We start from the raw sequence: 13528 nt of genomic DNA, 5'->3' as shown, positions 1-13528 counted from the left end.
ACCGCTTGAGGTTAAAAAATGCGTTTAGTCGGGTACACTATCGGAAATACGAGATGAGAATGACGAATGAAAAAGAAAACACCGCTCAGCGAGGAGGATCAGGCTCTCTTCCGTCAGCTGATGACCGGGACGCGTAAAATCACGCAGGACACCATTGTCCATCGCCCGCAGCGTAAGAAAATCAGCGAGGTTCCGGTCAAACGTCTGCTCCAGGAGCAGGCCGATAACAGCCACTATTTTTCAGATGAATTCCAGCCGCTGCTCAATACGCAGGGGGCCGTGAAATACGTGCGCGAAGACGTCAGCCATTTTGAGCTGAAGAAGCTGCGCCGGGGCGATTATTCGCCGGAGCTGTTTCTCGATCTGCACGGGCTGACGCAGATGCAGGCGAAGCAGGAGCTGGGGGCGTTGATCGCGGCGTGCCGACGCGAGCATGTTTTTTGCGCCTGCGTGATGCACGGTCACGGCAAACATATTCTCAAACAACAGACGCCGCTGTGGCTGGCTCAGCATCCACACGTGATGGCTTTTCATCAGGCACCAAAAGAGTACGGCGGAGATGCCGCATTGCTGGTGTTGATTGAAGTTGAGGAGTGGCAGCCGCCAGAGTTGCCCTGACAGGATGGCGGGAAGCGCTATGCCCCCGCCATATCGCACGTCACGTCAGATGGCTTTTGCCATCTTCAGGTTGCACGGACTCATTTGCCAGTTGAAGACCCCTTTGCCGGTTTCGTCGAGGGTGACGTTGGCAATGGCGGACGTTGTGAACATCGGTGGCGTTTCGCCCGGGCACAGCTCAGATACCAGATAGCCGACCAGCGGCAGGTGGGAAATGACCAGTGCGGAAGCAACACCTTCATTGCACAGCGCCTGAAGGTAAGCGCTGACAAGGCCAACATCGCCGCACGGCGTGAGTTCAGGAAGAACGTCCACGCTGGCTGGCAGGTTCATACACTCCCCTACCACATCCAGCGTCTGCTCTGCCCGCAGGAACGGACTCACCAGAACGCGTTCAATGTCCACTTTTTGACCTTTAAGCCATGTTGCCATCTGACGGGATTCGTCGCAGCCACAGACGGTTAAAGGACGTACTGAGTCACTGGCGGCATCAAGTGCCGCGTCGCCGTGACGCATGATAAAAACTTGCATATTGCACCGCTTTTGTTAACCAGAATCACCGGCGTTAACTACCCGCGATTAATGCTCTGAGGTAGAAAACCCGATGGCCGGGCATTGTGCCTGATCCATTCGGTGAATGAAACGCTGTTTTTTACCTCAATGGCGTAAGTATAGTCAATCTCTGTTTACAATTTCGCCAGAACAGGTTCCATTACCTCAGGATTTACCCTTCTTTGACTTCAGTTTACGCAATCAGTTTCCCTTGCGGACCAGAATGTCTGGCCCCGTTCCGCCATCTGCAATAATTCGTCACAAGGTGTAAACCGTGGACCGTATTGCGAGGCCAGACGTTGCAGAATCGCAACCACTTCACCCACCCCGAGGGTATCCATGTACCGGAACGGGCCGCCAAGGAATGGCGGGAAACCGATGCCAAACACGGCGCCGATGTCGCCGTCGCGCGCGCTTTTGATCACCTGCTCGCCAAAGCAGCGCGCCGCTTCATTGAGCATCATCATTACGCAGCGCTCAGCGCACTGAACTGCCGACAGTTTTCCCTGACCCGTGACGGGAATAAGCGCATAAACCGAAGGGTCGACCTGTTTCTTGCTTTTACGCCCTTTCGCGGCGTAAAGATAGAAACCGCGTTCATTTTTTCTGCCTTTGCGATCGTCCTTCAAAATTGCAGAAACAAAGTTTGCAGGCGGCGCAAAACGATCGCCATAAGCCGCTTCCAGCACAGGGATAATTTTAGTCCCCGTATCAATCCCTACCTCATCCAAAAGCTGGATTGGGCCAACGGGGAAACCAAACTTCACCAGGGCATCATCGACGTGCTCAATTTTCTCCCCTTCCGTCAGCAGCCGCATCGCTTCGTTAATGTACGGCGCCAGAATACGGTTGACGTAGAAGCCCGCTTTGTCCGCGACCACAATGGGTGTTTTGCCCTGTTTTTTCGCCAGCTTCACCACGGTGGCAATAGTTTGCGGGCTGGTTGTAGCATGCGGGATCACCTCCACCAGCGGCATTTTTTCGACCGGGCTAAAATAGTGCAGCCCTATCACCTGCTCCGGGCGCGCGGCTTTCGCCGCGATGTCGCCAATCGGCAAAGAGGAGGTGTTTGAAGCAAAAATGGTGTGCGGTGCGCAATGCTGCTCAACGTCCGCCACCATCTGCTGCTTAAGGGCCAGATCTTCGAACACGGCTTCAATCACCAGATCGCGGTGTGCGAACCCGCTGTAGTCGGTGGTGCCCGTGATCGTCGCGAGGGTTTTATCGCGCTCGCTGGCCTTAATATGGCGGCGTTTCACTTTGCGATCGAGATTCTGCCAGCTGTACTGCAACGCGTGGTTGATGCCCTTAGGGTTGATATCTTTAATACGTACGGGCAATTTGCCTTTGCTGGCGGTGACAAACGCGATGCCGCCACCCATCAGCCCGCCGCCCAGAACGCCAATTGCGCGCAACGGAGCCGGTTCAGCTTCGCTGCCCGGATCTTTTTTGACCTCCGTGCTGGCAAAGAAAATGCTGCGCAGCGCCTGCGATTGCGGCGTCATCGCCAGTTCGCCAAACGCCTTCGCTTCTGCGGCATAGCCGCTGCTGCTGCCCTGCGATAAACCGGTTTCAATCACCTCCAGAATGCGCTTCGTTGCCGGATAGTTTCCTCTGGTTTTTTGCTCGGTTTTTTTATCCACCATCCTGAACAGCAGCGCGCGTCCCAGCGGCCCGGCAAGGATGCGCTCGCGCACCGGCAGAGGGCGTTTCGCCTGACGCCCCTTCAGCGCCCGTTCAACGGCAGCGTCAAGCAGGATAGCGTGCGGAACGACCTCATCAACCAGACCCGCCTTCATGGCCTGACGGGCGCGCAGCTGTTTACCGGTTAAGATCATCTCCAGCGCCGTGCTGACGCCCACCAGACGCGGCAGGCGCTGCGTTCCACCCGAGCCGGGCAGCAACCCAAGCTGTACCTCCGGCAGGCCGAGTACGGTTTTTGCATCGTCGGTACAAATGCGGCTGTGGCAGGCCAGCGCCAGCTCAAGCCCGCCGCCCAGGCAGGCCCCATGAATCGCGGCGACAACGGGTATCGACAGCGCATGGATCTCCGCCATCACCTGCTGACCCTGACGCGCCAGATCTTCTGCCTCCTGAGCGCTTGCAGCGCGGGCAATCATATTGATATCGGCCCCGGCGATGAAGTTATCCGGCTTTGCCGAGATAAATACCAGTCCGCGTATCGCTTTGTTTTCGCGGATCTGTCTGAGCATTGCGCGCACCTGAACGCCAAACTCGGCCTTCAGGGTATTCATCTTTTCGTCGGGCACATCAATGGTAATAACGGCCACGTTATCGAGGCGAACGGCCAGGTTGAATGCAGATGTCGTTTCCATTATTCAGCCTCCAGAACCATTGCTGCACCCAGACCGCCCGCCGCACAGGCGGTGACGAGACCAAAACCGCCGCCACGTCGACGCAGCTCGTGCAACGTCTGGGTTATCATTCGCGCCCCTGTCGCCGCAAACGGATGACCGTAGGCGATGGAGCCACCCAGCACGTTGAATTTACTCTGATCGACTTCGCCTGTGGCATGCGCGCGGCCCAGCACGTCGCGGGCAAAGCGCTCGCTCGCCATAAGCTGCACGTTTGCCAGCGTTTGGGCGGCAAAGGCTTCGTGCATATCAATCAGCGTGAGATCGGAGAGCGTCAGCCCTGCGCGATCCAGCGCCAGCGGCGTGGACCAGGCCGGACCGAGCAGCATGTCCTGCCAGACATCGATGGCGGTAAAGGCGTAGCTGCGCAAATAGCCCAGCGGCGTAATGCCCAGCTCTTTCGCCCGGGATTCCGTCATCAGGATCACGGCGGCGGCGCCGTCCGTCAGTGGCGTACTGTTAGCAGCAGTGACCGTACCGTGCTTACGGTCAAACGCCGGGCGCAGTTTGGCGTAATCCGCCAGCGTGGAGGTGCCGCGGATGTTGTTATCTTCTGAAAGCGGTTCGCGGTAAGGCGGCACGTAGGCAGTCATCACTTCGTCGGCCAGTTTGCCTTCTGACCAGGCTTTCGCTGCAAGCTGATGCGAGCGATGCGCCAGCGCGTCCTGCTGCTCGCGGGTAATACCGTAGGTTTTTGCCATCTGCTCGGCAGTGTCGCCCATACGCAGGCCGGTGGAGTATTCCGCAACGGCAGGGGGCACGGGCATGAGGTCGCGCAGGCGTAAACGCGAGAAGAGTTTGAGCTTCGCACCGGTGGTCCGGGCTTTGTTGGCATCCACCAGGATGCGGGCTAGCCGTTTGCTGACGCCGATGGGCAGCACGGAGGAGGAATCCGCGCCTCCGGCGATCCCTGCGCGGATGGTTCCCGCCATCAGGCTTTCAGCCACGTTCGCCACCGCCTGAAAACTGGTGGCGCAGGCGCGGCTGACGCTGTAGGCGTCGGTGTGAACGTTCATGCCGGTGCCCAGGACGATTTCACGCGCAATATTGGGCGCTTCCGGCATTTGCACGACCTGGCCGAAAACCAGCTGCTCAATAACCTCTGGCGGGATCTCGCTGCGAGCCAGCATCTCCCCCACGACCATTTTTCCCAGATCGACAGCCGGTATACCGTGAAACGCGGTTGCCTGACGCGCAAACGGCGTACGTAACCCGCTGACAATGGCAATGCGGTCACCGTGTCGGGTGATAATCGGTAATGCCTGACTCATAACACTCCCCTGTAAAAAAATTTTGCGCGCACATTAAGTGGTCTGACCTGATAATAGTGTTAACTATTTTTTTACATTGAGCCAATCGGGGAAGCGAAAAATTGCGAGCTAAGGCACAGAGAAGAAAAAGAAAATGCCCAGGGTAAAAGCAAAACGGTAACCCGTGGGTTACCGTTTTTAGTGTTTGCGCCCTCTCCCGTGGGAGAAGGTTGGGGTGAGGGCACCAGACCGCAGGAATTAACGCAGGCCCAGCTGGAAAATCAGCGTTTCAGCTTCGCAGGCGAACACGAAGTCGATATCCAGCTGTACGCCGCCGTCCACTTCCGTGAAGGTAGATTTGATTTCGCACGGATCGGATTCCACTTCGCGCGCGCGCTGGGTCAGCGCCGCCAGCGTTTCTTCCGCTTCAGCGCGATTGCTGAAGACGCGGCTGTAAGAGGCGGTGCAATCGGTGTTGTCCATGATGGTGCCAACATCCATACAGCAGCAAACCGGGGTTTCATCAGCACTGCATTTACTCATAGCTCAATTTCCTCTGTATTCGCGCAACGCGCGAGATAAACACGATGCGACTATTTTACGCCCCCGGACGAGCCCCCTCCAGCCGTTAATGGCGCAAAATCGGATAAGTGAGCAATATCACACTAAAAAATGATCTAAAACAAAATTCACCTTTTCAGATGATTCGCACTGGTCACAATTTTGCCAACCAGATCTCGTTTCAAGAAACATATCTGAAAATATTAATAAACAAACTTGCAACATCCCAGCTGGTCAGACCTATACTCTCGCCACTGGTCTGATTTGTAAGTCATACCTCAGACCCTACACTTCGCGCTCCTGTTACGGTATGTAACAATTATTGAATAAAAATAACTCAATGAGGTTATGGTCATGAGCCAGAAAACCCTGTTCAAACAAACTGCTTTAGCAGTTGCAGTGGCAATCGTCTCAACGTCCGCCTGGTCAGCGGGCTTCCAGTTAAACGAATTTTCTTCCTCTGGCCTTGGCCGTGCGTATTCCGGGGAAGGTGCGATTGCCGATGACGCAGGCAACGCAAGCCGTAACCCGGCGCTGATCATGATGTTCGATCGCCCTACCTTCTCTGCCGGTGCGGTTTACATCGATCCTGATGTCAACATTTCTGGCAAATCACAGTTCACCGGCGCGGATCTGAAGGCGGATAACATTGCGCCAACGGCGTGGGTGCCTAACCTGCACTTTGTTGCCCCGATTAACGAACAGTTTGGTTGGGGGGCTTCTGTTACCTCTAACTATGGCCTGGCGACGGAATTCAACAACGACTATCCGGCCGGGGAATACGGCGGTAAAACCGACCTGACCACCCTGAACCTCAACCTGAGCGGCGCCTATCGTCTGAACGATAGCTGGAGCTTCGGTCTGGGCTTTAATGCCGTTTACGCCGACGCAAAAATCGAGCGTTACACCGGCGAGCAAACCGCTGCGCTGCCGAAAAACAGCAACAAAATCGCCAGCCTGAAAGGTGATGAATGGGGCTACGGCTGGAACGCCGGGATCCTGTATGAACTGGATAAAAACAACCGCTGGGGTCTGACCTATCGCTCAGAAGTGAAAATTGATTTCGATGGCGATTACAAAAGCGGCATCCTGAGCCCAGTCAACGGTATGGTTCCGGGCGCAGGCACCACCATTCCATGGGGTACCTCGAATCAAACCGTACCGGGTTCACTGTCGCTGCATCTGCCTGAAATGTGGGAAGTGTCTGGTTACAACCGCGTTGCGCCGCAGTGGGCAATTCACTATAGCCTCGCGTATACCAGCTGGAGCCAGTTCCAGGAGCTGAAAGCCACCGGCAGCAACGGCCAGACGCTGTTCTATAAGGACGAGAGCTTCCACGACGCATACCGTCTGGCGCTGGGTACGACCTACTATATGGATGACAACTGGACGTTCCGTACCGGTATCGCGTTTGATGACAGCCCGGTCCCGGCAGATAAACGTTCTATCTCCATTCCGGATCAGGACCGCTTCTGGCTGAGTGCGGGTGCAACCTACGCATTTAACGAGAATGCGTCCATCGACGCGGGCGTCTCTTATATGCACGGTCAGAAAGTGACCTTCCAGGAAGGCCCTTACGAGTTTACCTCTGAAGGTAAAGCGTGGCTGTTCGGTACCAACTTCAACTACGCGTTCTAATCCCAACACGATTAAAAAAGGTGAGCATCGCTCACCTTTTTTATTTATTCCGAATCAATATCTTTTAATTCGTTCTCGATGGCTTTCGCGTTCGGATTATCTTCCGGCTTCAGCTTACCGCCGTTGGCAATAAAGTCGTGGTTCTGGAAGTAGGCCTCACGCACCATGATGTACGGATCCGAAGACTGACGCAGCAGACCGTCTGAGTCCAGCAGTTGCGCACGTGTTTCAATCCCTTCCACGGTCCATTTACCAATCGACAGCGGCCAGGTGAGCCATGACAGCACCGGATACAGCGTATCCACCATGTCGCCGCCATCGTCACGCACGGTGAAGCTGCCGTAGAACGGCAGATGCACATACGGACCATAACCTACGCCATAATGTCCCAGCGTACTGCCGAAGCGGTGCGGCTGTTCACGCTGTAGTTTCGGGTTAGCCATGCCTGCGACATCAATTAAGCCGCCCATGCCCAGCAGGGAGTTCAGGAAGAAGCGGGTGAAATGCACCATCCCCTGATACGGGTCGCCCTGGAGGAAGTAGTTCACCATCACCGCCGGCTCTTCGAGGTTACTGGTAAAGTTGCTCAGGCCGTTTCGCGCTGGCTGCGGAACGTAGTCACGCCATGCCACGGCAACCGGACGAACCAGGTACGGATCCAGCACATTATAGTTAAAGCTGTACATTGAACGGTTAAATCCTTCGAGAGGATCGGAGCGTCCGGTTTGCTCGCCAGAGCTGGCGCAGCCCACAAGCATCGTCACGCCCAGCGCAAGCGCCGACAGCCGAAGTTTCATATATTTCTCCCTGTTCAATATGGCTATCGTTGAATGCCATCTGTAACGGAGCAGGTGACGCTCCGCCTGAAACGTGCAAGTGATTGTAACAGCACGCTTACCGATGTCTACGAGGACAATGACGACCCGCTCGCGTCATCACGCTAATTTCAGCATAGCCTGTCTTTAAGAATTCGTTTCGCCGGCAATTTTATATTGGCTTTGAAAGAGATGTCTCACCTTTATTGCCATTTTCTGCAATTTAAGAGCTTCCCCACGGGCAAGGCGCTAAAAGCCGCTACGCTTAAATGAGCGATAACCCCGAAGGAGCAGTTATGAAAGACATTAACGAAGAAAAAATTGGCGAGAACAATGAAGAACCTGAGATTGAGAGCGAGGAGAAAGACCGGGGCGAGGAGATAGAAGTCGATGAGGATCGCCTGCCGTCGCGCGCCATGGCGATTCATGAACATATTCGCCAGGATGGCGAAAAGGAGATGGAGCGTGACGCGATGGCCCTGCTGTGGTCAGCCATCGCAGCCGGTCTGTCGATGGGCGCATCGCTGCTTGCCAAAGGGATATTTCACGTGCAGCTGGAAGGCGTGCCGGGCGGGTTTTTGCTCGAAAATTTAGGCTACACGTTCGGCTTTATCATCGTCATTATGGCGCGGCAGCAGCTTTTTACCGAGAACACCGTTACCGCCGTACTGCCGGTCATGCAAAACCCCACCCTCGGAAATTTTGGCTTACTGATGCGCCTGTGGAGCGTCGTGCTGCTGGGGAACCTCATCGGTACGGGCGTAGCCGCCTGGGCCTTCGAGTATATGCCCATATTTGATGAACCGACCCGTGACGCATTCGTGAAGATTGGGATGGATGTGATGAAAAACACGCCGGTTGAAATGTTCTCTAATGCCATTATCTCCGGCTGGATCATCGCCACTATGGTCTGGATGTTCCCGTCAGCGGGCAGCGCGAAAATCGTCGTGATTATCCTGATGACCTGGCTTATCGCACTCGCGGATACCACGCACATCGTTGTCGGGACCGTAGAAATCCTTTATCTGGTATTTAACGGCACCCTCCACTGGAGCGACTTTTTCTGGCCGTTCGCCCTGCCTACCCTCGCAGGCAACATTTGTGGCGGAACCTTTATCTTTGCGCTGCTGAGCCATGCGCAAATCCGTAACGACATGTCCAACAAGCGTAAGGCCGAGCTTAAGGCTCAGGAAAAAAAGGATAAAACAGCCGAAAAATCGGCGTGAACGGTGACTCTTTGACCAGTCAGGCGGCAATGCGCTTAACGAAAAGTGTAAATAACGTTATACTCTTGCCGCTTCGTCCCCTTAGTTAAATGGATATAACGAGCCCCTCCTAAGGGCTAGTTGCAGGTTCGATTCCTGCAGGGGGCACTTCCGTTTTTCCTTATGCCCCCTTCCAAAGCTCCACGCAGTTCCGGCCACGCCGTTTCGCGCCGTATAAGGCTTCATCCGCAGCCTGAATCAACCGTTCGTAATCAGGATGACCGTTAAACATCGCAGCGCCTATCGAGAGTGAGAGCGGGATAATCTCGCCGGTTGGGGAGTTAACCTTGATTTTTTCCACCCGTTTGCGAATGCGCTCGGCAATACGCAGCGTATCCACTTCCGAGATTTCCGTCAGCACAATCAGGAACTCATCCCCGCCGTAGCGAAAAACGTAATCGCAGGTTCGCACGTTGTCGTAGAACGCGCCGGAAACTTTTCGCAGGATCTCGTCCCCGGTATTGTGTCCCCAGGTATCATTGATTTGTTTAAATTTGTCGACATCAATCAGCAGCGTTGAGAGCATTGTCCCGGCCCGGGTGGCGTGCAGGATTTCGCGTTTGAAGATGGTTGGCAGGAAACGGCGGTTCAACAGACGGGTCAGGACATCCACCCCCACCTCGTGCCGCGAAACTTCATCAAATAGCTCGCGCAGCAGGGTGATGATTTGCGAGAGGGTATTCCGCATTCGCTGCAAGAATTTATCCCGGTGCACTTTATCATTCAGGTCCTGCCCTGACAGACGGACCTCGTTAAAAAGGTCATCAAATTCCTGAATCAGACGAGAGATATGCCCGGCCTCAGCGATCCCGCTGAAATAGTGACGACCTTTATGGCTAAACCACAGTCCAAATTCAGACTGACCCAGCGGAAGACTGTTGCCGATACTGGAATTAAGGGTGATTTTATACAGCAGCACCATTTCCCATGACAGTAACGCCGCGGTCTGTCTTTCCTTCTCCTCTTCTGCGTTCTCCATTAAGGAAAAGATACGGTAATTCTCATCTTCCTTCGCCGCATTGTTCTCGCTAAAAACATAGGCCCGCGACATCACTTCCATGGCCAGATCGATACTGTTTATCGCGTAGTGATAAATATGCAGCTTCACCTCGGGCGTATGGGCGCTGGTAGTAATGACGGGTAACAGCAGCTTTTTCAGCACACGAAAGCCCATTTCGACCAAATCAACCGAAATACCAATACGGGCATGAACATCCGCAGCGCGCTGCTGCGCCCGCATCTGCTCTTCAACCTGCTCCACCCGGCATGAGAGCACATCAATAAGCCAGCGGCGAAGCGCCTCCTGAAGCTGCCTTTCCACCTGTTCGGTCGTCAGGAATTCAGCCACCGAAGGGTCCGCCAGCACCACACGATAAAATTCAGCAACCAGCGGCGATGCGTTGTCCCTGGCAAGCTCAGTCGCAAGGCGATGCACGTCGGGATCGGTCTCATTAATCAGCTTCACCCACTCTTCTTTCACCGTTTGCAGGTAGGTTTCCATGATCTGCTCCTTAAGGAGTCATGCAGGAACGCAGATTTAACAATAGCAAAATCAACCCACTCCGCAATTGTCGCTTTTTTAAGCAAAAACGAGTGATAGCTCATATTGTATAACGGTGCTACATTATGCCGCCCACCCAAGTCAGCAATGGCCAGGCAACGTCGTAAAGAACGGTAAAGCCTGCAACCATGACCTCGTCCTACGGTCTTAATGGCACGTGGTATCGCGAAGTCTGCGCTACCTTCACAGGCTTTACAAAGGTTCCACTATTTTGTCTCAATCCAAATTTCAGCGGGCGTTTCTGCATCCGCGCTACTGGTTTACATGGTTCGGCCTTGGCGTACTTTGGCTACTGGTGCAACTCCCTTATCCTGTGATTCGTTTTCTGGGTTCGAAGCTCGGCAGCGCATCGCGTCACTTCCTCAAACGTCGTGAGTCCATTGCCCGTAAAAATCTCGAACTTTGCTTTCCGCATTACAATGCGCAGCAGCGCGAAACGCTGATTGCGGAAAATTTTAAATCTATCGGTATGGCGCTGCTTGAAACCGGTATGGCCTGGTTCTGGTCAGACGAACGCGTCCGTAAATGGTTCGACGTGGAAGGTCTGGATAACCTGAAACGTGCCCAGCTGCAAAAGCGCGGCGTGATGGTTGTTGGCGTACATTTTATGTCCCTTGAGCTGGGCGGCCGCGTTATGGGCCTCTGTCAGCCGATGATGGCAACCTATCGCCCGCATAACAGTGCGCTGATGGAATGGGTACAAACGCGGGGTCGCATGCGCTCCAACAAGGCGATGATCAGCCGTAACAATCTGCGCGGTATGGTGGGCGCCCTGAAAAAAGGTGAAGCCGTCTGGTTTGCCCCGGATCAGGATTACGGTCCTAAAGGCAGTAGCTTTGCCCCTTTCTTCGCGGTTAAAGATGTCGCTACGACAAACGGTACCTTTGTGATTTCACGTCTGTCAGGCGCCGCGATGTTAACGGTTACCATGGTCCGAAAAGCCGATAAGTCAGGCTATCGTCTGCACATCTCCCCAGAAATGGCGAACTATCCTGAAGACGAAAGTGAAGCCGCTACCTTTATCAATAAGGTGATTGAATTCGAGATTATGCGTGCACCCGAGCAGTATTTGTGGATGCACCGCCGCTTCAAAACCCGCCCACTGGGCGAAGCCTCACTCTATATCTGAACCCTTCCGAAGGTTAGTTTCGCTAAGAAACTAACCTTTTCAAACACCTGTCATCGCCGTGCGTAACGGTTTCGTTCAACCGTCGCTCAATACGCATTTATTGCGTACTGAAATCAAACTGTCGCCGTTCCACGACACTCGTAAGTATAGGAAATTATTTAAAAAAATGCCTCTTGTCACTCCTGAATTTTAGGCGTACATTAGCGCCGTCTGGCGACAGGAAAGCACAGAATTCAGGGCTGAAGTTAGCGACGGAACGGGATAAATCCGATTTCCCCTTTCGCATGATTTCAACTCTCTATACTCAGTTGGACTCTGTTTTTTTAATGCGTACCGGAAGATACGCGGAGCGATGAAACGTGAAATATTTCTTTATGGGCATTTCGGTTATTGTTTTAGTTTGGGCCGGAACGTTTGCTCTGATGATCTAGTTAAGAAAATGCAGTCAAAAAAACAGGCGCCGTTGGCGCCTGTTTTTTTTGGTGTCCGTTAAGACTCAGCTTGTTCCGTAACGCTCTTTGCTGCGAGCAAACCATCCGCGCGGAACATGCTTTTGATCCCCCGCACTGCCTGACGGATACGGTCGCTGTTTTCTATCAGCGCGAAACGCACGTGCGTGTCACCGTAGTCACCAAAGCCAATGCCCGGAGAGACGCACACCTTCGCGTCCTGAAGCAGTTTTTTGGCAAATTCCAGCGATCCCATCGCCGCATATGGCTCGGGGATTTTCGCCCAGACGTACATGGAAGCTTTAGGCATTTCCACCATCCAGCCCGCTTCGTGAAGCCCTTTGACCAGCACATCACGGCGGCGTTTGTACTGGGCGGCAATATCAAGTACGCACTGCTGATCCCCTTCCAGCGCCGCGATGGCCGCGACCTGTAATGGCGTAAAGGTGCCATAGTCATGGTAGCTTTTAATACGTGCCAGGGCGCTCACCAGCGTTTTGTTCCCGACCATAAATCCAATTCGCCAGCCCGCCATGTTGTAGCTTTTCGAGAGCGTGAAAAACTCAACCGCCACATCACGGGCACCCGGTACCTGCATAATGGACGGCGCTTTCCAGCCATCATAAACGATATCGGCATAGGCGAGATCGTGTACCACCAGCACGTCGTAACGCTTAGCCAGTGCAACCACTTTCTCAAAGAATTCGAGTTCAACGCATTGTGCCGTTGGGTTAGACGGGAAGCCGAGGATCATCATTTTCGGCTTTGGATAGCTTTCACGAATCGCCCGTTCCAGCTCGTTAAAGAAGTCGACGCCTTCCACCAGCGGAACAGAACGAACCTGCGCGCCGGCAATCACCGCCCCATAAATATGAATAGGGTAGCTCGGGTTCGGCACCAGAACGGTATCGCCGTGATCCAGCGTCGCCAGCATCAGGTGGGCCAGCCCCTCTTTCGAGCCAATGGTCACGATCGCTTCACTTTCGGGATCGATATCCACCTGATAACGATCCTGATACCAGCGAGAGATCGCCCGACGTAACCGGGGAATACCGCGTGAGGTCGAGTACCCGTGGGTATCAGGACGCTGGGCAACGGTGCAGAGTTTCTCAACGATATGCGGCGGCGTTGGGCCGTCAGGGTTACCCATACTGAAATCGATAATGTCTTCGCCGCGCCGACGCGCAGCCATTTTCAGTTCAGCAGTGATGTTGAAAACATAAGGGGGGAGACGATCGATACGCGTAAAACGGCGTTCAGGACTGAATTCAGCCATAGATTCCTCAGAGTCACGTTAGCGCCCGGACCGTCCGAG

General features: G+C 54.2%; 12 protein-coding genes and 1 tRNA gene. 6 read left to right on the top strand and 7 right to left on the bottom strand.

All coding sequences use genetic code 11. The features are described from left to right. Positions 1-66: 66 nt before the first annotated feature. A complete protein-coding gene (smrB, locus tag E0L16_RS06075; RefSeq protein ID WP_063450427.1) occupies positions 67-618 on the top strand; it encodes an endonuclease SmrB in 552 nt (183 codons plus the stop codon). A gap of 45 nt (positions 619-663) precedes the next feature. On the opposite strand, the gene sixA is transcribed toward smrB, so the two are convergent. The 4 genes from sixA to E0L16_RS06055 form a co-directional block, all read right to left on the bottom strand. After that, on the bottom strand, positions 664-1149 hold the full coding sequence (sixA, locus tag E0L16_RS06070; protein WP_063868153.1) for a phosphohistidine phosphatase SixA: 486 nt from the start codon (positions 1147-1149) through the stop codon (positions 664-666). 209 nt (positions 1150-1358) lie between these two features. Further along, a complete protein-coding gene (gene fadJ / locus E0L16_RS06065; protein ID WP_131636527.1) occupies positions 1359-3506 on the bottom strand; it encodes a fatty acid oxidation complex subunit alpha FadJ in 2148 nt (715 codons plus the stop codon). Then, positions 3506-4816, bottom strand: a complete 1311-nt coding sequence (gene fadI, locus E0L16_RS06060; RefSeq protein ID WP_131636526.1) for an acetyl-CoA C-acyltransferase FadI — start codon at positions 4814-4816, stop codon at positions 3506-3508. The genes fadJ and fadI overlap by 1 nt, the downstream gene beginning before the upstream one ends. A 237-nt stretch (positions 4817-5053) precedes the next feature. Continuing rightward, complete coding sequence (locus tag E0L16_RS06055; protein ID WP_063868147.1) at positions 5054-5338, bottom strand: YfcZ/YiiS family protein; 285 nt, start codon at positions 5336-5338, stop codon at positions 5054-5056. Positions 5339-5710: 372 nt separating this feature from the next. On the opposite strand from E0L16_RS06055, the gene fadL reads away from it, so the two are divergent. Next, positions 5711-6994 carry a long-chain fatty acid transporter FadL gene (fadL, locus tag E0L16_RS06050; RefSeq protein WP_063868145.1) on the top strand — a complete coding sequence of 428 codons (1284 nt, stop codon included), beginning with the start codon at positions 5711-5713 and terminating at the stop codon, positions 6992-6994. 44 nt (positions 6995-7038) lie between these two features. Here the strand turns inward: fadL and mlaA are convergent, their stop codons facing one another. Next, the gene (gene mlaA / locus E0L16_RS06045) at positions 7039-7791 is read right to left on the bottom strand and encodes a phospholipid-binding lipoprotein MlaA (RefSeq protein WP_003861365.1); all 753 of its coding nucleotides are present in this window, start codon (positions 7789-7791) and stop codon (positions 7039-7041) included. A gap of 314 nt (positions 7792-8105) precedes the next feature. On the opposite strand from mlaA, the gene E0L16_RS06040 reads away from it, so the two are divergent. Beyond that, positions 8106-9035, top strand: coding sequence for a formate/nitrite transporter family protein (locus E0L16_RS06040; RefSeq protein ID WP_063868143.1), 930 nt, complete (start codon positions 8106-8108; stop codon positions 9033-9035). A gap of 75 nt (positions 9036-9110) precedes the next feature. After that, positions 9111-9182 (top strand) — tRNA-Arg (locus tag E0L16_RS06035). Between the two features lie 13 nt (positions 9183-9195). Here the strand turns inward: E0L16_RS06035 and E0L16_RS06030 are convergent. Continuing rightward, a complete protein-coding gene (locus E0L16_RS06030; protein ID WP_107533443.1) occupies positions 9196-10575 on the bottom strand; it encodes a diguanylate cyclase in 1380 nt (459 codons plus the stop codon). A 268-nt stretch (positions 10576-10843) separates the two neighbouring features. On the opposite strand from E0L16_RS06030, the gene lpxP reads away from it, so the two are divergent. Next, positions 10844-11764, top strand: coding sequence for a kdo(2)-lipid IV(A) palmitoleoyltransferase (lpxP, locus tag E0L16_RS06025; protein ID WP_167349523.1), 921 nt, complete (start codon positions 10844-10846; stop codon positions 11762-11764). A gap of 359 nt (positions 11765-12123) precedes the next feature. Next, a complete protein-coding gene (gene ypdK / locus E0L16_RS06020) occupies positions 12124-12195 on the top strand; it encodes a membrane protein YpdK (RefSeq protein ID WP_099458937.1) in 72 nt (23 codons plus the stop codon). A gap of 58 nt (positions 12196-12253) precedes the next feature. Here ypdK and alaC read toward each other — a convergent pair whose 3' ends face one another. Continuing rightward, positions 12254-13489, bottom strand: coding sequence for an alanine transaminase (alaC, locus tag E0L16_RS06015; protein ID WP_107533444.1), 1236 nt, complete (start codon positions 13487-13489; stop codon positions 12254-12256). Positions 13490-13528 lie beyond the last annotated feature (39 nt).

This window comes from Enterobacter quasihormaechei (assembly GCF_004331385.1).
Lineage (GTDB): Bacteria > Pseudomonadota > Gammaproteobacteria > Enterobacterales > Enterobacteriaceae > Enterobacter > Enterobacter quasihormaechei.
This window is presented reverse-complemented; position numbering and strand designations above follow the sequence as displayed.

Excerpts from the sequence above, each read along its gene's own strand:
- smrB (WP_063450427.1), top strand. The coding sequence starts at position 67 with ATGAAAAAGAAAACACCGCTCAGCGAGGAGGATCAGGCTCTCTTCCGT.
- sixA (WP_063868153.1), bottom strand. The coding sequence starts at position 1,149 with ATGCAAGTTTTTATCATGCGTCACGGCGACGCGGCACTTGATGCCGCC.
- fadJ (WP_131636527.1), bottom strand. The coding sequence starts at position 3,506 with ATGGAAACGACATCTGCATTCAACCTGGCCGTTCGCCTCGATAACGTG.
- fadI (WP_131636526.1), bottom strand. The coding sequence starts at position 4,816 with ATGAGTCAGGCATTACCGATTATCACCCGACACGGTGACCGCATTGCC.
- E0L16_RS06055 (WP_063868147.1), bottom strand. The coding sequence starts at position 5,338 with ATGAGTAAATGCAGTGCTGATGAAACCCCGGTTTGCTGCTGTATGGAT.
- fadL (WP_063868145.1), top strand. The coding sequence starts at position 5,711 with ATGAGCCAGAAAACCCTGTTCAAACAAACTGCTTTAGCAGTTGCAGTG.
- mlaA (WP_003861365.1), bottom strand. The coding sequence starts at position 7,791 with ATGAAACTTCGGCTGTCGGCGCTTGCGCTGGGCGTGACGATGCTTGTG.
- E0L16_RS06040 (WP_063868143.1), top strand. The coding sequence starts at position 8,106 with ATGAAAGACATTAACGAAGAAAAAATTGGCGAGAACAATGAAGAACCT.
- E0L16_RS06030 (WP_107533443.1), bottom strand. The coding sequence starts at position 10,575 with ATGGAAACCTACCTGCAAACGGTGAAAGAAGAGTGGGTGAAGCTGATT.
- alaC (WP_107533444.1), bottom strand. The coding sequence starts at position 13,489 with ATGGCTGAATTCAGTCCTGAACGCCGTTTTACGCGTATCGATCGTCTC.